Annotated in this window: 21 protein-coding genes; 15 read left to right on the top strand and 6 right to left on the bottom strand. The window is 66.9% G+C overall.

Annotated features, from left to right (window positions below):
- Positions 1–24 precede the first annotated feature (24 nt).
- The 14 genes from ruvB (at position 25) to Q0982_RS16825 (ending at position 14,741) form a co-directional block, all read left to right on the top strand.
- On the top strand, positions 25–1,080 hold the full coding sequence (gene ruvB / locus Q0982_RS16890) for a Holliday junction branch migration DNA helicase RuvB (RefSeq protein ID WP_322097054.1): 1,056 nt from the start codon (positions 25–27) through the stop codon (positions 1,078–1,080).
- Entirely contained in the window at positions 1,077–1,559 is a 483-nt protein-coding gene (ybgC, locus tag Q0982_RS16885; RefSeq protein WP_322097052.1) for a tol-pal system-associated acyl-CoA thioesterase, read from the top strand. Before ruvB ends, ybgC begins: the two co-directional genes overlap by 4 nt.
- 3 nt (positions 1,560–1,562) lie before the next feature.
- A complete protein-coding gene (gene tolQ, locus Q0982_RS16880; RefSeq protein ID WP_299397438.1) occupies positions 1,563–2,291 on the top strand; it encodes a protein TolQ in 729 nt (242 codons plus the stop codon).
- A gap of 3 nt (positions 2,292–2,294) precedes the next feature.
- Entirely contained in the window at positions 2,295–2,792 is a 498-nt protein-coding gene (gene tolR, locus Q0982_RS16875) for a protein TolR (protein ID WP_299397437.1), read from the top strand.
- Between the two features lie 44 nt (positions 2,793–2,836).
- Complete coding sequence (locus Q0982_RS16870) at positions 2,837–3,757, top strand: hypothetical protein (protein ID WP_299397435.1); 921 nt, start codon at positions 2,837–2,839, stop codon at positions 3,755–3,757.
- Positions 3,754–5,148, top strand: coding sequence for a Tol-Pal system beta propeller repeat protein TolB (gene tolB / locus Q0982_RS16865; RefSeq protein WP_299397433.1), 1,395 nt, complete (start codon positions 3,754–3,756; stop codon positions 5,146–5,148). The genes Q0982_RS16870 and tolB overlap by 4 nt, the downstream gene beginning before the upstream one ends.
- 147 nt (positions 5,149–5,295) lie before the next feature.
- Positions 5,296–5,820 carry a peptidoglycan-associated lipoprotein Pal gene (gene pal / locus Q0982_RS16860; RefSeq protein WP_299397432.1) on the top strand — a complete coding sequence of 175 codons (525 nt, stop codon included), beginning with the start codon at positions 5,296–5,298 and terminating at the stop codon, positions 5,818–5,820.
- A gap of 487 nt (positions 5,821–6,307) precedes the next feature.
- Positions 6,308–7,312: a tol-pal system protein YbgF gene (gene ybgF / locus Q0982_RS16855; RefSeq protein WP_299397430.1), complete on the top strand. Its 1,005-nt coding sequence runs from the start codon at positions 6,308–6,310 to the stop codon at positions 7,310–7,312.
- A 47-nt stretch (positions 7,313–7,359) separates the two neighbouring features.
- On the top strand, positions 7,360–8,757 hold the full coding sequence (gene tilS, locus Q0982_RS16850; RefSeq protein ID WP_299397429.1) for a tRNA lysidine(34) synthetase TilS: 1,398 nt from the start codon (positions 7,360–7,362) through the stop codon (positions 8,755–8,757).
- 110 nt (positions 8,758–8,867) lie between these two features.
- Entirely contained in the window at positions 8,868–10,814 is a 1,947-nt protein-coding gene (gene ftsH, locus Q0982_RS16845; protein ID WP_322097051.1) for an ATP-dependent zinc metalloprotease FtsH, read from the top strand.
- A gap of 154 nt (positions 10,815–10,968) precedes the next feature.
- Positions 10,969–12,162, top strand: coding sequence for a dihydropteroate synthase (folP, locus tag Q0982_RS16840; RefSeq protein ID WP_299397428.1), 1,194 nt, complete (start codon positions 10,969–10,971; stop codon positions 12,160–12,162).
- A 61-nt stretch (positions 12,163–12,223) separates the two neighbouring features.
- Entirely contained in the window at positions 12,224–13,612 is a 1,389-nt protein-coding gene (gene glmM, locus Q0982_RS16835) for a phosphoglucosamine mutase (protein ID WP_299397427.1), read from the top strand.
- A gap of 27 nt (positions 13,613–13,639) precedes the next feature.
- The gene (locus Q0982_RS16830) at positions 13,640–14,014 is read left to right on the top strand and encodes a CidA/LrgA family protein (RefSeq protein ID WP_299397426.1); all 375 of its coding nucleotides are present in this window, start codon (positions 13,640–13,642) and stop codon (positions 14,012–14,014) included.
- A gap of 7 nt (positions 14,015–14,021) precedes the next feature.
- On the top strand, positions 14,022–14,741 hold the full coding sequence (locus Q0982_RS16825; RefSeq protein ID WP_299397425.1) for an LrgB family protein: 720 nt from the start codon (positions 14,022–14,024) through the stop codon (positions 14,739–14,741).
- A 150-nt stretch (positions 14,742–14,891) separates the two neighbouring features.
- Here the strand turns inward: Q0982_RS16825 and Q0982_RS16820 are convergent, their stop codons facing one another.
- Positions 14,892–15,551, bottom strand: coding sequence for a hypothetical protein (locus tag Q0982_RS16820; protein WP_299397424.1), 660 nt, complete (start codon positions 15,549–15,551; stop codon positions 14,892–14,894).
- Between the two features lie 108 nt (positions 15,552–15,659).
- Positions 15,660–16,397: an aspartate/glutamate racemase family protein gene (locus Q0982_RS16815; RefSeq protein ID WP_299397422.1), complete on the bottom strand. Its 738-nt coding sequence runs from the start codon at positions 16,395–16,397 to the stop codon at positions 15,660–15,662.
- Between the two features lie 73 nt (positions 16,398–16,470).
- Here Q0982_RS16815 and Q0982_RS16810 point away from each other — a divergent pair, with 73 nt between their 5' ends.
- Positions 16,471–17,079, top strand: coding sequence for a helix-turn-helix domain-containing protein (locus Q0982_RS16810; protein WP_299397420.1), 609 nt, complete (start codon positions 16,471–16,473; stop codon positions 17,077–17,079).
- 96 nt (positions 17,080–17,175) lie between these two features.
- On the opposite strand, the gene Q0982_RS16805 is transcribed toward Q0982_RS16810, so the two are convergent.
- From Q0982_RS16805 to Q0982_RS16790, 4 genes are all read right to left on the bottom strand, one after another.
- On the bottom strand, positions 17,176–17,823 hold the full coding sequence (locus tag Q0982_RS16805; protein WP_322097050.1) for a phenylalanine--tRNA ligase beta subunit-related protein: 648 nt from the start codon (positions 17,821–17,823) through the stop codon (positions 17,176–17,178).
- 138 nt (positions 17,824–17,961) lie between these two features.
- Positions 17,962–18,753 (bottom strand): AraC family transcriptional regulator, encoded by a 792-nt coding sequence (locus Q0982_RS16800; RefSeq protein WP_299397418.1) that lies wholly within the window; start codon positions 18,751–18,753, stop codon positions 17,962–17,964.
- Between the two features lie 73 nt (positions 18,754–18,826).
- A complete protein-coding gene (locus tag Q0982_RS16795) occupies positions 18,827–19,411 on the bottom strand; it encodes a hypothetical protein (RefSeq protein ID WP_299397417.1) in 585 nt (194 codons plus the stop codon).
- A 319-nt stretch (positions 19,412–19,730) separates the two neighbouring features.
- Positions 19,731–20,558 (bottom strand): AraC family transcriptional regulator, encoded by an 828-nt coding sequence (locus tag Q0982_RS16790; RefSeq protein WP_299397591.1) that lies wholly within the window; start codon positions 20,556–20,558, stop codon positions 19,731–19,733.
- Between the last annotated feature and the right edge of the window lie 312 nt (positions 20,559–20,870).

Here is a 20,870-nt window from a genome sequence, read left to right as displayed (position 1 = left end):
GACAGCAGCGCCAGCGACGGACGGGTGATCTCCCCCAATTTCCGCGAGGAGGACGGCGGCGAGCTCAGTCTGCGTCCCGGCCATCTCGACGACTTCATCGGCCAGCGCGCGGTGCGGGAGAACCTGCGGGTCTTCGTGCAGGCGGCGCGCGGGCGCGGCGATGCCCTGGACCATGTCCTCTTCTTCGGCCCGCCGGGGCTCGGCAAGACCACCCTGGCCCAGATCGTCGCCCGGGAAATGGGGGTCGGCTTCCGGGCCACCTCCGGCCCGGTCATCGCCAAGGCCGGCGACCTGGCCGCGATCCTGACCAACCTGCAGCCCCACGACGTGCTCTTCATCGACGAGATCCACCGCCTTTCCCCGGCCGTGGAGGAGGTGCTCTACCCGGCGATGGAGGACTTCCACCTGGATCTCATCATCGGCGAGGGGCCGGCGGCGCGGTCGGTCCGCATCGACCTGCCGCCCTTCACCCTGGTCGGGGCGACGACCCGTTCCGGGCTCATTACCACGCCTTTGCGGGAACGATTCGGCATCCCCCTGCGTCTGCAGTTCTATGAGCCGGAAGAACTGCAGCAGATCGTCAGCCGCGGCGCCAAGGTGCTGGACATGCAGCTGACCGAGGACGGGGCCGCGGAGATCGCGCGGCGCTCGCGCGGTACGCCCCGCGTTGCCGGGCGGCTGCTGCGCCGGGTGCGCGACTTCGCCGCCGTGGCGGGGGTGGAGGTGATCGCCGCGCCGCAGGCCGACGGCGCGCTCAAGCGCCTGGACGTGGACGAGCGCGGCCTGGATGCCATGGACCGCCGCTACATGCGCTGCATGGCCGACAACTACGGCGGCGGGCCGGTTGGTGTCGAGACCATGGCGGCCGCCCTCTCGGAGCAGCGCGATGTACTGGAAGAGGTCATCGAACCCTACCTGATCCAGCAGGGCCTGGTGCAGCGCACGCCGCGCGGACGCGTGCTCTCGCGCGGCGGTTTCGCCTACCTGGGCCTGGAGGCGCCGCGCGGGCTGGAGCAGCTCGACCTGCTGGGCGACGACGCGGGTGAAGGCCTGGACGGCGATGGGGAGGCCTCGGCTTGACCGCGCTTTCCGGCACCATCGCGGCCGGCTTCCCCGGCAGCCTTTCCGGCAGTCTGGTCGATGGCGAGCACCGCTATCCCCTGCGGATCTTCTATGAAGACACCGACGCCGGCGGCGTCGTCTACCACGCCCGCTATCTGAACTTCGCCGAGCGCGCCCGCACCGAGGTCCTGCGCCTTCTGGGCATCGAGCAGACCGAGCTGCGCGACCGTTCCGGCGTTGTCTTCGCACTCCGGCGCTGCAGTCTGGACTTCCGCCGCCCGGCGCGCCTCGACGACCTTGTCGAGGTGCGGTCGCGCTTCACCGCGCTGAAGGGCGCCAGCCTGGTCGCCGATCAATCGATCTGGCGCGCTGACGAAGTGTTAGTGCGCCTGGAGGTAGAAGTTGCTTCGGTTCGCAACGACGGCCGCCCGACCCGCATTCCGGAGACGGTCCGCGCCGCCTTGCAGCCTTACTTGATGCCGATGGAGCAGGGGTAACCCATGGAACAGGACGCCATTAACTCGTTGGAACTCGAAGGATCGGTCGATCCGACCCTTTCGGTCTGGGGGCTCTTCCTGGAGGCCGATATCGTCGTGCAGGCGGTCATGGTCCTCCTGATCCTGGCCTCGTTCTGGAGCTGGGCGATCATCTTCGAGAAGGTCCTGCGCATGCGCCGGCTGAAGGAGCGGGCCGGGCAGTTCGAAGAGGCCTTCTGGTCCGGCGGTTCCCTCGACGATCTCTACGACCGCCTCGACAACCGCCCGCCCGACCCCATGGCCTCGGTCTTCGTTTCGGCAATGCGGGAGTGGCGCCGCTCTTCCGCGCGCGGCCTCAGCAGCGCGTCGGAGGTCAAGGCCAGCCTGCAGCAGCGCATCGAACGGGTGATGGAAATCGCCCTGGGGCGGGAGATGGAGCGCCTGGAGCGCCACATGACCTTCCTCGCCTCGGTGGGGTCGGCGGCGCCCTTTATCGGCCTCTTCGGCACGGTCTGGGGCATCATGAACGCCTTCACCTCCATCGCCGCGGCCAAGAACACCAGCCTGGCGGTGGTGGCGCCGGGCATCGCCGAGGCGCTCTTCGCCACCGCGCTCGGCCTGGTGGCGGCGATCCCGGCGGTCATCGGCTACAACAAGCTGTCCAACGACCTGGGCCGCTACGCCGGCCGTCTGGAGGCCTTCGCCGGCGAGTTCGGCGCCATCCTGTCCCGCAAACTCGACGAGAAGGCCTGAGCCATGGCAGCCACCCTTGTGCCGGCGGCCCGCGGGCGCGGCCGCAAAGCCGGGCGCTACAGGCCGCTCAGCGAGATCAACGTCACCCCCTTCGTCGATGTGATGCTGGTGCTCCTGATCGTCTTCATGGTCACGGCGCCGCTGCTGACCGTGGGCGTGCCGGTCGATCTGCCCAAGACCCAGGCCCAATCGATCGCCGATCCGGATGAACCGCTGGTCATCTCCGTCAACTCAGAAGGCACCATCTACATCCAGGATTCGCCGGTGGACATCGGACAGCTCGTCCCGCGCCTGCGCGCGATTACCGAAAGCAAGCCCGACACCCGCATTTTCGTGCGTGGCGACCGGGCGATCGCCTATGGCCGCATCATGCAGGTGATGGGAACGGTGAATACCGCCGGCTTCCAGCGCGTGGCGCTGATCGCCGAATTGCCCAAGGGCGACGAAGCCGTGGCGCCGGCAGAAGGCGCACCCGCCGCGGATGACGCCCAGGGCAACTAGCGCCCCAAACGGACGATAAGAGAAAGACGCGGTTCGACTGAGGCATGGTCAAGGCAGCCATTTTTTCCGGACTTCTGCACCTGGCGGTGATCGTCGCGCTGGTGGTCGGGCTGCCCGTGTTCCACGAGCCTCTGACGGATTTCGATGCGATCCCGGTCCAGCTGGTCACGCTGCCGGAGGAAGCGGCGCGCATCGAACAGGAGATCGAGCCGGACCCGGAACCGGAGCCGCCGGAGGCGCCTGAGCAGGCGCCCGAGCCGGAGCCGGAGATTGCCGAAGCGCCGCCGCCGGAGCCCGAGCCGATCCCGGAACCTGAGCCTGAGCCTGAGCCCGAACCGGAGCCTGTGCCCGTGCCGGAACCCGAGCCCGAGCCCGAGCCGGAACCGGAGCCCGAACCCGAGCCTGAGCCTGAGCCGGAACCCGAGCCGGAGCCCGAACCCGAGACGAGGCTGCCGCCCAAGCCGCCGCGCAAACCTGAGATCCAGGTGGCCGAAAAGGTCGAGGAGCCGGCGAAGGAGGAAGAGCCGAAGCCGGAGGATCGTATGTCCTCGATCCTGCGCAATGTGGAGAAACTGGCAGAGCAGACTCCGCAACGTCAGCAGCAGACCGCGGCGGCACCGACCCAGGCGCCGCAGGCGCGGGTCTCGGCGGTGCAGCGCCTGCAGCTCGAAAACTCGATCCGCGGTCAGGTCGAGCGCTGCTGGAGCCCCGATGCCGGCGCGCTGCAGGCCGAGGATCTGATCGTCGAGGTGATCGTCAACCTGGCCCCCGACGGCCGTGTCATCGGCCAGCCCAAGGTCGTCGACCTTCGGCGCATGGGCCGCGACGCCTACTTCCGCACCGCCGCAGAGGCCGCCGTCCGGGCGATCCTGCGCTGCAGCCCCTTCGAGCTGCCGGTCGCACAGTATTCAGAATGGAAGCAGATGAACCTGACCTTCAACCCGAGAGAGATGTTCGGATCATGACGTCGATGCAGCGCTCCAAATCCCGTTCCGCGGCGGGGGTCTGCCGCAGCCTTTTCCTGGTCCCGGCGCTTCTGGCGGCGAGCCTTGTCGCCGCGGTCTTTACGGTGCCGGGCCCGGCGCAGGCGCAGCTCCAGGTGGACATCACCCGGGGTTTCGTCGAGCCCCTGCCGATCGCCATCACCGACCTCTTCGGTGAAGTCGCCGACGAGCAGAAGCTGGGCGGCGACATCGCGCGGGTGGTTGCCGCCAACCTGGAGCGCAGCGGCCTGTTCAGGCCCGTCGACAAGCGCGCCTTCATTCAGGACGCCTCCAGTCTGCGCAACGGGCCGCGCTACGGCGACTGGCGCCTGATCAATGCCCAGGCGCTGGTGGCCGGCAACGTCCAGATGCAGGCCGACGGACGGATGCGGGTACAGTTCCGCCTCTGGGACGTGTTCTCCGAAGCCCAGATGACCGGCCTGCAGTACACCACGACGGTGACCAACTGGCGCAACATCGCCCACCGCATCTCCGATCAGATCTATCAGCGCCTGACCGGAGAATCCGGCTACTTCACCACGCAGATCGTTTACATCGCCGAGCAGGGGCCGCAGAACCGGCGCATCAAGCGTCTGGCGATCATGGATCAGGACGGCGAGAACCACCGATTCCTGACGGCCGGCAACGAAATCGTCCTCACGCCGCGCTTTTCGCCCTCCACGCGGGAGATCACCTACCTCGCCTTCCAGCGGACCGGCGGACGCGAGGTGCCCAGGGTCTATCTCTTCAACCTGGACACCGGTCAGCAGGAGGTGCTGGGCGAGTTTCCGGGAATGACATTCGCTCCTCGGTTCTCCACCGACGGCAACACCGTGACGCTGTCGATGGCCAAGGACGGCAATTCGGAGGTCTACGCCATCGACCTGCGCACCCGGCGCCAGCAGCGGCTGACCAACCATCCGGGGATCGACACCTCCCCGTCCTTTTCACCGGATTCGAGTCAAATCGTCTTCAATTCCGACCGCGGCGGGCGGCCTCAACTCTATGTGATGAATCGCGATGGAAGTAACGTGCGCCGAATCAGTCGTGGTAAGGGGAATTACTTCACGCCGGTCTGGTCGCCGCGCGGCGACCTGATCGCCTTCACGCGCCAGCACGCAGGGGAGTTTTACATTGGTATCATGCGTGCCGACGGCAGCGGCGAGCGGATGTTGGTGCGTGATTACAACGTCGAGGCGCCCACCTGGGCGCCGAATGGGAGGGTGCTTTCCTACTTCCGAACCACACGGGCGGATTCGCAGGGACGCATCACTAGCAAGATCTTTACGATTGATCTGACAGGGTTCAATGAACGTGAGCTTGTGACGCCTCTGGACGGCTCTGATCCGGCTTGGTCCCCCTTGATTCCCTAGGGGGGCATCGGTATAGTCCGTTAACCATTTTCGGCCTTTAGGGGCCGTCGTTGGGGGGGCATATCAAGCAGGCATGACCTGTGAAATCACCGGTGGCAGGTCTGCCTCAATCCATAAAATCCGGGGATGTGTTTGAGAGGGCAGATTATGCGCTTTTCCCTAGTTACGACCGTCTTCGCGGCGATGCTGCTTGCGGCTTGTTCAACCCCGTCCGAAGAGGGCGCGACCACGTCTGGCGGCGGCGCCGGTAGCGGGTCGACGACGTCCAGCTCCTCCGGCGATACGACCCAGTCCAGCACGATTCCCGGCCCGGCTGCCGGTACGCAGGAAGATCTGACCGTGGAGGTCGGCGACCGCGTCTTCTTCGACTTCGATCAGTTCAACATCCGCGCCGACCAGCGCGGCACGGTGGAAGCGCTTGCCGTCTGGCTGGATACCAATCCGGCGACGACCCTGACGATCGAAGGCCATGCCGACGAACGCGGTACCCGCGAGTACAACCTGGCTTTGGGTGAGCGCCGCGCCAATTCGGTGCGTGATTATCTGATTGCGCTCGGCATCAACCCCGGCCGCCTCAGCACGGTGAGCTTCGGTGAAGAGCGCCCGGCCGTGCTGGGTTCAAACGAGTCGGCCTGGGCTCAGAACCGTCGCGGTGCGTTTGTGGTGAACTAAGGACTTCGGTCCGGGTTTCCCCATGGTCTGGACCTGCTTTCCGGAAGCGGGTTCCAGGGCGACGGAAACGCAGTCTTTGAAGAGGTCCCTTCGGTTGGGCGGGCGACCGCGATGACCGAAGGGGCCTTTTCTTTTGGCATTTCGTTTGAGGGCTGCCCTTTTCGGCGCAAGGGCCAGGGCTTATAAGGGTTTTCGTAACGGCGCCATAATAATGACATGAAGCGCTGGCAGACCGGTCTCCTGCGGGAGTATGGCTAGGCACGGCATCACCGCCCGAACTCTATGGGCCGCGTTCGATGGGCCGAGGTCTATGGGCCGGGTCCTATGGGCGGCGAGGGCGCGCTGGGTCGGCGATTTGGGCGCGATGATGATTTGGGCGGAGGATGAAGCAATGACCACCGCAACACTGTGGGCAAGGCGCGAAGATGGGGTCCGGTCCCGGGGGTGCTTCCCGGCAGGCTTCATTTCGGCGGCAGTTCCGGCAGCCTTGCTGGCAGCGGTTCTTGTTGTCGGCAATCCACAGAGTCTGGCCGCCCAGTCCGTCGACGATCAGATCCAGCGTTTGCAGCGCGAGCTCTCCGACCTTCAGCGGCAGGTCTACGGCGGAGAGGCACCGGCCACTGGGACCGGCGCCGGCGTCAGCCCCACCCAGGCGGCGCGGATCGAGCTGCGCCTCAACCAGTTTGAGGCCGAGCTGCGCAGCCTGACCGGCCAGGTCGAGGAGATGCGCTTCCAGACCGACAGCGTGACGGAGCGTCTCGACCGGCTGGTGGCCGATGTCGATCTGCGCCTGCAGCAGCTCGAAGGCGGGGCGGCACCGACCGGCGGTGGCGCGGGTGCGCTTTCGGGCCAACTTCCAGGCCAGGCGCCGGCCGCTGCCGGCACCGGCCAGGGCTTTGCGCCATCCGACTCCCTGGCGGCTGCCCCGGCGCAAAGCCTGCCGTCCGGAACCGCGAGCAGCCCGACACCGGGCACGCTGGGCACCGTTGCGGAGACCGATCTGCAGAACTTCCGCCGCCAGCAGCAAAACGTGCCGGCGGCAGCGGCCCCCGCACCGCAGGGCGCCCCCGCCGCGTCCGCCCCTGCGCAAGCAGCGGCCCTGCCCGGATCCACGCCGCGTGAGCAGTACGACTACGCCTTCGGTCTGCTGCGGCAGGCGAACTATGACGGCGCCGAACAGGCATTGAGCACCTTCCTGGCACAGCATCCGCAGGATCCGCTGGCGGGCAATGCCAAGTACTGGCTCGGCGAAACGTATTATGTGCGGGGCAACTACCAGCAGGCGGCGGTGACCTTCGCCGAGGGCTTCGAGGCTTATCCCAACAATCCGAAAGCGCCCGACAACCTCCTGAAGCTCGGCATGTCCCTGGCCTCGCTCGGCAGCAAGGACGATGCCTGCGGTACTTTCGAGGTCTTGCAGCAGCGCTATGCCGACGCCTCCGCCACAATCATCCAAAGAGCCCGTCAGGAAGCGCAGCGCATCGGCTGCTGAAGGCGGGCCGGGCATGCCACGCCGCGCAGGCGCGCCGTCCGCCGGTCATGCTGAAAGAAGTGGTGGGGTCGGCCATGCCGGACATCGCGACTGCGCCGGTTTCCGCTGAAGAGTTCGACCGCGCCATGGCGGCGCTCGGGCCTTTCGAGCCCAAGCCGGCAGTGGCCGTCGCGCTCTCCGGCGGTGGTGACAGTCTGGCCCTGACCCTTCTGCTCAAGCGCTGGGTGCAGCGCCGGGGCGGCAGTCTGCTGGCGGTAACCGTCGACCACGGTCTGCGCCGCGGCTCCGCTGCCGAAGCGGGGCGTGTTCACGCGCAGGCCGGGCGTCTCGGCATTGCGCACAGGGTGCTGCGCTGGCGCGGGCCGAAGCCCGAAGGTTCGCCGCAGGCCGCGGCGCGCGATGCCCGCTATGCGCTGCTGACCGCGGCCTGCCGCCGCCACGGCATCCTGCATCTGGCCCTCGCCCATCACCTGGAAGACCAGGCAGAAACGCTGTTGCTGCGCCTTGGCCGCGGCAGCGGCCTGGAGGGGCTCGCCGGCATGGCGCCGCTGACGGAGACGGCGGAGCTGCGCCTGCTGCGCCCGCTCCTGGCAATGCCGAAGGCGCGGCTGCTGGAGACCGTGAAGGCGCGGCGGCAGGGTTGGGTCGAGGATCCCAGCAACGAGCGCGCAGACTTTGCCCGGGTGCGGCTGCGCCGCCTGATGCCCGCGCTCGCCCGCGAGGGGCTGTCGGCAGACCGGCTGGCCACGGCCTGCGGGCACCTCGGGCGGGCCCGTGCGGCTCTGGAGGGTGAGGTGGCGGCCCTGATGGCCCGCGCAGTGCGGCCGGACCCGGCGGGGTTTCTCATTCTCTCGCCGAAGCTTCTGGCGACGGCCAGCGACGAGGTCTCGCTGCGGACGCTGGCCCACTGCCTGATGACGGTGGGCGGCGGGCGCTACACACCGCGTCTGGACCGCCTGTTGCGCCTTCACAGAATGCTGGGCGACGAATTGCCGCGGGGTGCCACGCTGGGCGGCTGCCGGGTGCTCCAGCGCGGCGCGCACTGGCTGCTGGTCCGCGAGGCCGGGCGCTGTCCCGGCGCGCTGCTGGAGCCCGGCGGCCGCCTGCTCTGGGATGGCCGCTTCGAGATCAGGCGGCCCCGCCTGGGGGGGCACCGGGGGGACCAGGGGCAGCCCTGCGAAGGGGCTGGCGCGCTGCAGGTTTCCGCCCTGGGAACCGCCGGCTGGCAGCGGCTGAAGGCCGCTCTGCCCGGGGACGAGGTGGTGCGGGCCGACCGTATTCCCGCCCCGGCCCGCGCCGCCCTGCCGGCCCTGAGCGGCCCCGGGGGCTTCCTGGCGGTTCCACTGTTGGGCTATTATGCTGACCAAAGGGCGGCCAAGAGGTTGAACTTCTGCCGTTTTGCACCCTTAAATGGGTTAACGGCCGCCGCATTTACGGTTGTTTAGACCGCGGCGCACATTATCTTTAGCTCAGTACCGGGCAGTCATCTGCAATGCCGGGTTCCTGGGCACGTGTGCGAGAACCGACAGGCCTGCAGACAACAGGGAACATCATCGTGAATTTCAGTCGAAACGCGGCACTCTGGATCATTATTGTCCTGCTGCTCTTCGCCTTGTTCAATTTCTTCCAGAGTTCGATGAACGGGCGCGCCCCCGGGCAGATCGCCTATTCTGAATTCCTGGGTCAGGTCGAGGCCGGCGAGGTCAGCAGGGTCACCATCCAGGGCAGCGAGATCACCGGCACCTACACGGCCGCGAATGGCGGGCGGACTTTCACCACCCGCGGTCCGGACAATCTGGACGGTCTGGTGGAGCGCCTCGAACAGGGCGGCGTCACCTTTGACGTCAAGCCGGTGGAGAGCAACAACACGCTCTTCATGCTGCTGCTCAACTGGTTCCCGATGCTGCTGCTCATCGGTGTGTGGATTTTCTTCATGCGCCAGATGCAGGGCGGCGGCGGCAAGGCCATGGGTTTCGGCAAGTCCAAGGCCCGCCTGCTCACCGAAAAGCTGGGCCGTGTCACCTTCGACGACGTTGCCGGCATCGACGAGGCCAAGCAGGAACTGGAAGAGGTCGTGGAATACCTGCGCGACCCGCAGAAGTTCCAACGCCTCGGCGGCAAGATTCCCAAGGGCTGTCTGCTGGTGGGCCCGCCGGGCACCGGTAAGACGCTGCTCGCCCGCGCCATCGCCGGCGAGGCCAACGTGCCCTTCTTCACCATCTCCGGCTCCGACTTCGTCGAGATGTTCGTCGGCGTCGGCGCCAGCCGCGTGCGCGACATGTTCGAGCAGGGCAAGAAGAACGCCCCCTGCATCATCTTCGTCGACGAAATCGACGCCGTCGGCCGCCACCGCGGTGCCGGCCTGGGCGGCGGCAACGACGAGCGCGAGCAGACGCTGAACCAGTTGCTGGTGGAGATGGATGGCTTCGAAGCCAACGAAGGCGTGATCCTGATCGCCGCCACCAACCGCCCGGACGTGCTCGACCCGGCGCTGCTGCGTCCCGGCCGTTTCGACCGCCAAGTCGTGGTCCCCAATCCCGACATCATCGGCCGCGAGCGGATCCTCAAGGTTCACATGCGCAAGGTGCCTCTCGGCCCCGATGTCGAACCCAAGACCATCGCCCGCGGCACCCCCGGGTTCTCGGGTGCCGATCTGGCGAACCTGGTGAACGAGGCCGCCCTGCTGGCCGCCCGTGCCAACAAGCGCGTGGTCACCATGATGGACTTCGAGAACGCCAAGGACAAAGTCATGATGGGGGCCGAGCGGCGCTCCATGGTGATGAGCGAAGAGGAAAAGGAAATGACCGCCTACCACGAGGCCGGTCATGCCCTCGTCGGCCTCTTCACGCCCGGCAACGATCCGCTCCACAAGGTGACCATCATCCCGCGCGGCCGCGCCCTCGGCGTCACCATGAACCTGCCGGAGTCGGACCGCTACAGCCTGAAGTTCCGCGAGATCACGGCGAAGCTGGCGATGATGTTCGGCGGGCGCATGGCTGAGGAACTGATCTACGGCATGGAGAACGTCTCCACCGGCGCCAGCAACGACATTCAGCAGGCCACCAACATGGCCCGCCGCATGGTCACCGAGTGGGGCATGAGCGACAAGCTCGGCCGCCTGCGCTACGTCGACAACCAGGAGGAGGTCTTCCTCGGCCACTCCGTCGCGCGCAGCCAGACCATCTCGCCGGAGACAGCGCGTCTGATCGATGAGGAGATCCGCCGCATCATCGAGGAAGCGGAAGAGAAGGCCCGCAAGGTTCTGACCGACCACATGGATGACCTCCATGCGGTCACCAAGGCGCTGCTGGAATACGAGACGCTGAGCGGCGACGAGGTGCAGACCATCCTCGACGGCGGCAACATCGACCGGGGCGATCCCACCGACCATGGTGCGCCGGGTCGGCGGTCCTCCGTGCCCTCCAGCGGCAAGGCGGCCAAGAAGGACCCCGGTGAAGAGCCGCCGGGCGGAATGGAGCCGGAGCCCCAGCCGGGCGGCTAGTCCGCATCGGCGCGTGCAAGCCGAAATCAGGGGGCGGCCCGTTGGGGCCGCCCTTTCTGTTTGCCGGACTTCCTATGCCCCCGTCTTTCCAAGCCCCCGACATTCCCAGCCCCGGACTTTCAAGGTTGGGGGACGGGCGCTATAAGCAGCCCTTATGACCAGCACCGCACCCGGAACCCTGACGCTGCGGCCGCTCGGCCTGCAGGGGCCCGGCGAAGCCGGAGGTCGTGGTGCGGTTCCAGGGGCACCGACGAACGGAATACAGCAGACCACCCTCAGACCCCTGGCCGGCGGACCGCTGGTCTTCAGCCACTGCGAGGCCGTGTGGCGCGGCGAGGGCGCCCTGGAGCAGGTGGTTCCGGAGCGGGCGGTACTGGAGCGGGCGGTCTTGCCGCTGGCCGATCTGCCGGACTGGGCCGAGCGCCAGGCGCCCGGTCAGGGCCGGGCTGCCGCGGCATTGCTCGAGCGTTTGTCCCGGCCGCGTCCGCCGCTGGCGGGGCTCAGCCTCGATCGTCCCCGCATCATGGGGATTCTCAACGTCACGCCGGACTCCTTCTCCGACGGCGGTGACCGGGCCGATCCCGCCGTGGCCGTTCGTGACGGTCTGGCGATGCTGGAACAGGGCGCGGACATTCTGGATGTCGGCGGCGAGTCGACACGGCCCGGGGCCCGGTCCGTCACCCTGGAAGAAGAGCGCGCCCGCGTGCTTCCCGTGGTGCGCGCGCTGGCCGAGGCGGGTGCCCGTGTCTCCATCGATACCCGCCATGCGGCGATCATGCGCGAGGCGGTCGCCGCCGGCGCGCGGATCATCAACGACGTCACGGCCCTCAGCGGCGATCCGGACTCCCTGGCTGCCGCCGCGGAGGCCGGGGTCCCGGTCGTGCTGATGCACATGCAGGGCGACCCGCAGACCATGCAGCAGGCCCCGCGCTACGATCACGTGGCGCTGGACATCTACGACTACCTGGCAGCGCGGCTGGAAGCCTGCGTGGCGGCCGGCATCGCCGCCGAGCAGGTGGTGGTCGATCCCGGGATCGGCTTCGGCAAGACCGTCACCCACAACCTGCAACTTCTGGAACAGATTGCGCTGTTCCAGGGGCTCGGCTGTCCGGTCCTGCTGGGCGCCAGCCGCAAGAGCTTCATCGGCAAGCTGTCCCGCGGCGAGCCGGCCAAGGCGCGGCTGCCCGGCTCCCTGGCCGCCGTGCTCTTCGCCCTGCAGCGGGGGGTGCAGATCCTGCGGGTCCACGATGTCGCCGAAACCCGCCAGGCGGTGGACGTCTGGCAGGCCATGACCCTGGCGCCCAGCGGTTTTGAAGCACCGGACAGCGCCGCCCCGCCTCTGGTATAAGGAATTGAGCGGGACTCGGGGGCCGTCGGGCGGCGCCCCGATCCGCAAGAAGGACCTATCCATGTCTCGAAAGCTATTTGGAACAGACGGTATTCGCGGCACCGCGAACCAGGAGCCCGTGACCGCGGAAACCGCGCTGGCAATCGCCAAGGCCACTGGCCGCGAATTCGTCCGCGGCGACTATCGCCACACCGTGGTGATCGGCAAGGACACCCGGCTCTCCGGTTACATGCTGGAGTCCGCGCTGATGGCGGGCTTCATCTCGGTCGGAATGGACGTCGTGCTTCTGGGCCCCGTGCCCACTCCGGCTGTTGGCATGCTGACGCGGTCCATGCGTGCCGACCTGGGGGTGATGATCTCGGCCTCCCACAATCCCTACCAGGACAACGGCATCAAGATCTTCGGGCCGGACGGCTACAAGCTCTCCGATGAAGTGGAGAGAGCCATCGAGGCGCGTATCAACAGCGGCGATGCCAAGCTGGCTCCGGCCCATCAGCTCGGCCGGGCAGAGCGGCTGGAAGGTGCCTTCGGGCGCTACATCGAGTTCGTCAAAAGCAGCTTCCCGCGCGGCCTGCGCCTCGACGGCATGAAGGTGGTGGTCGACTGCGCCAACGGCGCCGCCTATCGCGTCGCCCCCAAGGTGCTCTACGAACTGGGCGCCGAGGTGGTACCGGTCGGCGTCTATCCCGACGGCTTCAACATCAACCAGCGCTGCGGTGCGACCGAACCCGGCCGCATGCAGGAGGCCGTGGTCACCCATGGTGCCGACTTCGGCATTGCTCTGGACGGCGACGCCGACCGGGCGATCCTGGCCGACGAAAAGGGCAACGTGGTCGACGGCGACCAGGTGATGGCCCTGATTGCCCGCTCCTGGCAGGAGTCCGGGCGTCTCGCCGGCGGCGCCATCGTGGCGACGGTGATGTCGAACCTGGCCCTGGAGCGCTACCTCACGGGCATCGGCCTGGACCTCATCCGCACGCCGGTTGGCGACCGCTATGTGGTCGAGCGCATGCGTTCCGGCGGCTACAACGTCGGCGGCGAACAGTCCGGCCACATCGTGCTCAGCGACTTCGCCACCACCGGCGACGGGCTGATCGCCGCCCTGCAGATCCTGGCCGTGGTGGTGCAGTCGGACCGCCCGGCGTCGAAGGTGACGCAGCTTTTCGATCCCTTCCCGCAGTTGCTTCGCAACGTGCGCTTCAACGGCGGTGCGCCGCTGGAAGACGAGGCCGTGCAGGCGGCGATCCGCGCCGGGGAGGAGCGGCTGGGTGCCGGCGGACGCCTGGTGATCCGCAAGTCCGGCACCGAACCGCTGATCCGCGTGATGGCCGAGGGCGAGGACGATGCCCTTGTCGAGGAGGTCGTGGCGGAGATCTGCGACATCATCGAAGCCCGGGCCGGCGACAAGCCCGCAAAGTTGCGGCGCGCCGGGTCCGCCGGTGCCGAGTAAGCCGTCCATCGGCGCTGTCCCGGTTTCATGCTTGCATCGCTGACCGCGCTGCTGCTCTGCCAACTTCTGGGGGAGGGCGTGGTGAGGCTTCTGGCGCTTCCGGTGCCGGGCCCGGTGCTGGGGCTCGCCTTCCTGCTGGCGTTCCTCGCCGTGCGGCGCGCGGTTCCCGGTCCCTTGAACCAGACCGCGGGCGGACTGCTGCACCATCTCTCCCTGCTTTTCGTTCCCGCCGGTGTCGGCGTGCTGCAGCACCTCCAGCGGATCTCCGCGGAGTGGCTCGCCATCGCGGCGGCGCTGCTGGTCAGCGCCGTGGCCACCATCGTCGTCACCGCCGTGGTCATGCGCGCCATGATCCGGCTGATGAAGCTGGATGAGGCGGCAGAAGAAGAGAAAGCGGGATGACGGAGGCATGACGGGGGAACTCGGCGACATCTGGGTCTACCTGAGGGCCGGCCCGCTGCTCTGGCTGACGGTGACCCTGGTCGCCTATCTGCTGGCCCAGTTCATCTACGAACGCGCGGGCCTCAATCCGTTGCTGAATCCGGTCGCGCTCGCCGTTGCCATGCTCGCCGCCGTCCTGGTCCTCACCGGCACCGACTATCAGACCTACTTCGAGGGGGCGCAGTTCATTCATTTCCTGCTCGGCCCGGCGACGGTGGCCCTGGCGGTACCGCTCTACAGTCACTTCGGCAAGGTGAAGGCCGTCTTCCTGCCCATGGCGGTGGCGCTGGTCTGCGGTGCGGTGACGGCGGTGGTCACCGCCATCGGCACGGCCTACCTGCTGGGCGCCAGCTTCGAGACCCTGGCCTCCCTGGCGCCCAAGTCGGTGACCACGCCGATTGCCATGGGCATCTCCGACCAGATCGGCGGCCTGCCGTCGCTGACCGCGATGCTGGTGATCATGACCGGCATTCTGGGGGCGATGCTGGCAACCCCGCTGTTGAACGCCCTGGGCATCCGCGACTGGAAGGCGCGGGGCTTCGCCACCGGTGTGGCCGCCCACGGCATCGGCACGGCGCGGGCCTTTCACGTCAGCGAGGTGGCGGGCACCTTCGCCGGCATCGCCATGGGGTTGAACGGTCTGCTGACGGCTTTCCTGGTGCCGCTGGTGATCGACTGGATCCGCTAGAGCGGATCATGCTGAGACGAAAACCCTCTCGTGTTTGCGTCTCAGCATGTGAATCCGCTCTACACCTAAGAGTTAGAGCAGATTCACCGGGTTTGATGGATCGCCTGCGCGATTCCATCAAACCCGGATCTGCTCTAGGCGGGGTGGCGCTCATGGTGACGGCCCGACCAGGCCGCCGCCTTCGGCTACGCTGGAATGAACGATAGGGCTGTAGCCGGCGGCGAGCGCTGCGACCGTCGGGGCGGGCGTGATGACAGAGACGGTGGCTCCGGCCGGTTGCCGGACGGGCGGGCCGTAGCCGCTGTGGGACCAGGGATACAGGTCGGCGCCGTAGACCAGGTATGGTGTCGGATCATCGGATAGCAGCACAAAGCAACCGTCCTGCAGGCGGTCGAGCCTGGCGTCATGGTAGCGCTGCCGTCCCTGCCGGCCGATGCGCTCGGCATGGAGCCTGGCGTCGACGTCCGGTTGCCGCAGCGGCCGCGTCTGGTCCCAGCCGGTCCCGGCGGCCCAGCAGGCGAGGAATTCCCGGTAGTCCTCGCGCCGGCAGTAGCCGCAGGGGCGATGGCCCGCGGCCAGCGCCACGGCCTCGTCGAGGAAGAACAGTTCGGTCCAGGTCCCTGGCGTCATGAGCGGCCGGCGCCGGCCTTTCCAGTCCAGACGGCAGATGATCCACGACTTGGTCCGCCAGCCTTGGCTGCGCAGCGCGCGGTTGCTGTCGTGCAGGCAGCCGCGGTTGCCCATGACGAGGCCGCGGCTGTCAGCGGCCTCGATGGTGGAGAAGGGCGTCACGCGGTTCTGCAGCGGCACACGGGACTCCTCATCATCCGGCGGCACGGCGCAGGGTTGCCGGCCTTCATCTGTGGAAGTCTAGCGCGATGCTCCTGACAACGCAGTGTCAGGACGTGTTCCTGGCTTTCATGCCGGCACACCGGCTGGGCCTCTGCTCTGCGCGATGGCGTGGTTCAGCGCTGCATCGGCGAGCAGGCGGGTGGAGTCGAGGACCGGCAGGGCCGCGTTGGCGTCGCTTATGATGATCGGGATCTCCGTGCAGCCGAGGATGGCCGCATCGCAGCCGCGCTCCTTCATTGTTTCGATGAGGGCCTGAAAGTAACGGACAGAGCTTTCCACCTGCATGTCGTTGACGAGTTCGTCCATGATGATCCGGTTGATCTCGTCGCGCTCCCGCGGCTCCGGGCGCAGGAAGCCGACACCGTTGCGGACCAGCGCATCCGGGTAGACATCGCTGTCGACGAGCCATTTCGTTCCCAGGATCGCCGCCCGCGTGACCCCGCGCCGCCGGGCTTCTTCCGCGACCGTCTCTGCGATGTGCAGCCAGGGCAGCGGGGAGGCATCGCGCACCAGGGGCATAGCGGCGTGGATCGTATTGTCCGGACAAATGACGAAGTCGGCGCCGGCCGCTTTCAGACGACCGGCGGAGCGCAGCATCAGTGCGGCGACAGCCTCAAGGTCGCCGTCCTCGAGGGCCGCGACGTAGCCCGCCAGGGAGGGGGCATGCAGCACGATTTCCGGGTGGTCGTAGGGGCCGAGACGGGCCGGCGCACACGCGCAGATGGTCCTGTAGCAAAGTGCCGCGCCCTCCGATGAACAGGCGGCAATCCCGATCGTGAGCCGCGTGGACAGGGCTTCCGACATCCTCTAGTCTTTCCCATAAATCGACTATTTGTCCCTTATATGGGACAGCAGAGGCTCGCGTCAAGGAGAGGAAGTGTCTTCACAGGAAACGCAGCCGACCTCCGCCGCTGACGTCGATGACGGGCGGCGGCAGGCCGTTGCCCAACGGCTGAAAGCGCGGCGGCTCGAGAAGGGCCTTTCGATCAACGAACTGGCGCGGCAGGCCGGGGTCGCAAAATCGAATCTGGCCCGCCTTGAAGCGGGTGACGGCAATCCGAGCCTGGAAACCCTGTGGGCGCTCAGCGATGCGCTGGGCATCAACGTGCGGGAGATGATCGAGCCGCAGGCCGCCGGCCTGCGCCTGGTGCCCGCCCCGCAGGGAACCGACTTCCAGCAGGGGTTGGACGCCCAGGCCGAGGCGGCCAGGTTCGGCGTCACGCTGCTGTCCACCTGTCCGGCCGGTGCGATGCGCGATCTTTACCGCGCTGCCTTCGAACCGGGCCCGGCAAGGCTCTCGGAGCCCCACGCCGAGGGGACGGTCGAGCACGTGATCCTGCTGAGCGGCAAGGCGAGGGTAGGCCCGGTCGGGACCGCCAAGATCTTGGGTCCCGGAGACTATGTGACCTTCGCCGCAAACACGCAGCACATTTACGAAGCACTGGAGGCCGGGACGACGGCGATCGTCGTCATGGAGTACCGGTAGCACGGGGCTGCACCGCGCTATACCGTGCTCCGGAACACCCAGCCGGATCCGATAATGGTGACGAAGGTCTTGGCCGAAATCTCAGACCATATCGGCCTATTGAGCCTCGCTCGGCTGGAGGAAGGCCGCGGCGGGGTCCAGCAGAAACGCAGTCTGCGGTTCCGTCTCGAAGGCGTTGCTCAAGGCATTCGAGAGTGTCGTGACCAGACGGTCCATGTCTTCCTCTGCGGTATCGTGCAGGGACTCCGCCACGATGATCGCGCGAACCGTTTCCGCCGAAACGGCGGAGAGGCGGCTTTGACGGTTGGCCCATCGGCGGGCGTGCGCGTGGCCTGCCGCGTCCGCGAAGATAACCTCATCCGGGTCCGGGTGTTCGGTGTCGCCACCGAACGTCAGATAGGTCTCGCTCCCCACTGCCTGGCGGACGGTCAGATCGCCGCTGATCCTGTCGCGGTCGAAAACGGCAATCGGGGTGGCGGACGCCATCGAGACCGCGTTGCACAGGTCGACCAGCGGGTGGATGCGCGGCAGGCTGCCATCCTTTCGGAAGCGCCGCAGAAGCGCCTCGGCAGCGCACCTGTACTGCGTAGGCTTCAGCCCCATGGCCGAGTACGCCCTGCGCCACGCCCTGATTTCCGGAAACTCGCCTTCGCTGGCTCTCTCCAGCCGTTGGGCCGCAAGGCCCGAGAACCTCGCGACGTCCTCCGAGACCTCGGCCTGATCGTGAACGTGGTCGAGTGTCATGATTCCAGACACTCGGCCCGGAAAGGTCTGTTGCATGTGCTGTGAATAGGAGAACCGCATGAAAGCCCCGAAAACGCGCTGCTATTGGCGGAAAGCCTAGATACAGGTCCTCTGCCAGTCTTGAACGGAATTGCAGCTTCAGACGGGGTCCGCTGCTCTGTAGCGGCCGGGGGAGATCCCGAGTTGCCTGACGAACGCGCGGGTCATGTGGCTCTGGTCGGAGAACCCTGACGCGACGGCCGCTTCGGCGAGGGGCAGACCCGCCCGAAGATACCCGCGCGCCTTCTTGACACGGTGCTGGGTCAGGTAGGCGTGCGGCGTGGTTCCGACTTCCTTGGCGAACTGGCGGAGGATCTGATAACGGCTCATCCCTGTGCTGGCCGCATGGTCGGAGAGCGTCAGCCTGAGCGCAAAGTCCGTCTCGATCCTGTCCAGCACGGTCGTGACCTCCATTGAGCGCGCCTGTCCCTTCAACACCGGCTGCGACGTCTCGGCGATGCTCCTGACCGCCAGCAGCAACAGCTCTTCGACCCGGTCCGGATCAGGCTCATCGCAGGAAACGGCGGAGATCGTCTGTGCGACAAGCGACAGCTTCTGCGGATTGCGCACGACAGGCTTCTGCAGCTCAAGTTCGGATGCAGGGAGATCCGTGAAAGCTTCGACCGCGCTCGCTGTCAGAAACAGCATACGCCAATGCCGTGCCGCGCCCTTTCGGCCGATGCCATCATGCAGTTCACCCGGGTTCACGGTGATAATGTCACCGGCCTCTGCCTCGACGAGGCCGCGGCCGCTCCAGCTTTCCTGGCCCCCGTCGACAAGGTAGCCCAAGCCAAACTCGTCATGTGTGTGACGCGGAAAGGTCCGGTCCGACAGAATCGAGATGGCTTCGACACCCGGGATCACGGTGCGATGGCGAACGGACTTGTGCATGCGCCGATACTACCTTCGCCCGGAAGAAACGGTCCAACGATATGTTGCTCGTATGACGGCCCCGAAGCGCTCCTCAAGCGTTGCGGGCGAGATCCTTGCGGATGTGGGAGAGTTTCTTGCCGATCGCGCGGCGCAACTGGAGCCGCGCCCAGGGGCGAAAGAAGAAACGGGTCACCTCGCTGATGCCCTCCATCCGGATTGTGGCGACCGTGTAGATGAGACGCGTGCGCGCCGGGTCCAGCGGTTCCAACTCGATCAACTGCTTGTGGTCCGGCGTACGCTTCGAGCCGGCGCTGACGTCGATGTTCAGCTCGGCCACGGATTGGCGCTTCAGCGGCTCCCAGTCCATGATCACCCCTACGAAGCGCTGATCGGGCATCGGCCAAGGTATGATCGGATGATTGGTGTGGAGCATCTCGAAGTAGGTGCCGATACCGCCTGCATCATTCATGTCGACGATCTCGTTGTGGAAGGCGTCAGCCTCCCAGTGCAGCGGGTCGGCGATCACCCGCCAAACAACCTCGACAGCATGTTCGAGGACGAATGACCGCCGCGCCATGACCTCGAGCCTTGGATTCTCCGTTACGCGCGTCCGGGCTTGTGCCGACCAGTAGGCCGAACCCTCGGCTGCTTCACCTTTGGCTGCTTCGGGGCTCATCCTGCCGTTCCTTCCTCCATCGTCACGAAAGCCCCCTCGGGGTGCTTCGTTTGTTGCGTCGGCGCGTCCTAGAAGTGGCAACCAGCGGCACGATGGTCAAGCGGCAGCGGTCTGCGCAAAAGTGCCGCTTGCGGGGACGATACAAAGACGGCCTCTGGCTGTTTTCAGACCGCGGCCAGAGACTGAAGCCGATCCGGCGCGGTTGTTCGGCCCTTGCCGGTCTCGACCGCAGGCCAGCCTGATCGGTCGGTCCCGGTGGTCGTCTTCAATGAATCGGTGCACTCAAGGGGAAGGGGCTGACCCGGACGGCCAGGCCCGGTCAGGTGTCGTCAGCTTCGGCGCGTTCTTGCTGCTGCGCCAGCCAGTCACGCGGCCCGCAGCCGAGCTGCCGCTGGAAGACCCGGGCCAAAGCGGTGGCGCTCTTGTAACCGACCAGCGGCGCCACCGTCTTCAGGGGTTTGCCCTGCAGCAGGGCTTGCTTGGCCAGGGCCAAGCGCAAGCTGGTGAGATAGTCGCCGGGCGACGTACCGACCCGATGCTTGAACGCGGCGGCGAAGTTGGACCGGGACATGCCCGCAATCCCTGCCAACTGCTCGATGCTCAGATCCTCTGCCGGGCGGCCATGCATCGCGACGAGCGCTCGGGCGAGCTTGCCATCCGCCAGGCCGGCCAGCAGTCCGCCTTCGGTCAGGCCTTCTGCGATGCAGTGCCGCAGCAACATGACGAGCAACAGTTCGGCGATCAGATCGACGGCCGCACCATGGCCGAAGGCGGGCGTGAAGGCTTCATCGAACAGGCGCTCGACGACCGGGCCGAAGCCGCTTGGACGATCGAGCGGGATGACCAGCAGTTCGGGTAGGCCGAGCAGCAGGAGGTCGGCTTCGGGGCCGGTGAAGGTCAGGCGCGCGCAGACCAGTTCGGCGCCCGGTGGTTCTCCGGCGTCCAGCCGGTGATCCTGGGTGCGGGGAAAGAAGATGAGGCTCGGCCCGTCGATGTGCCTGACAGCACCGTTCCGGGTACGGAGGTTCAGCGATCCGCGACGCAGCAGATGCAGGTGCATCTGGGCATCCTTCGCGCTGTGGTCCGAACGCCCGCAGAGAGAACCGGAGAAGAAGACGCTGGCACTGAGGCTTCGACGGTTCAGCAAGGAAAAGAGGTCCGGGTCTTCGGACGGACTGCGTGTTTTCTCGGACAAATGATCACACCCGACAGCTTAACTCTTCTGTGAAGGACGGACTCTGGCGCCCCGGCGCGTTCTCCGACCTATCGGTCAATGAACCCACTCAAAGGAAAATGCAATGTCGATTGTCACCAAAACACTTCGCAATGCTCTGCTGTCCGCAGGCCTGGCTCTCGCGATGGTGCCGGCGACGGTAGAGCTGGCAGCGGCAGAGACCGAGGTCAACATCGTGGAAGGTTACGCCGTGCATGGCTATGACGTCGTGGCTTACTTCACCCA

Origin of the sequence: Pelagibius sp. (assembly GCF_028281305.1) — a bacterium.
Taxonomy (GTDB): domain Bacteria; phylum Pseudomonadota; class Alphaproteobacteria; order Kiloniellales; family Kiloniellaceae; genus Pelagibius.
The sequence above is the reverse complement of the archived record's forward strand: the minus strand, read 5'-3'. Positions and strand labels throughout refer to the sequence as shown.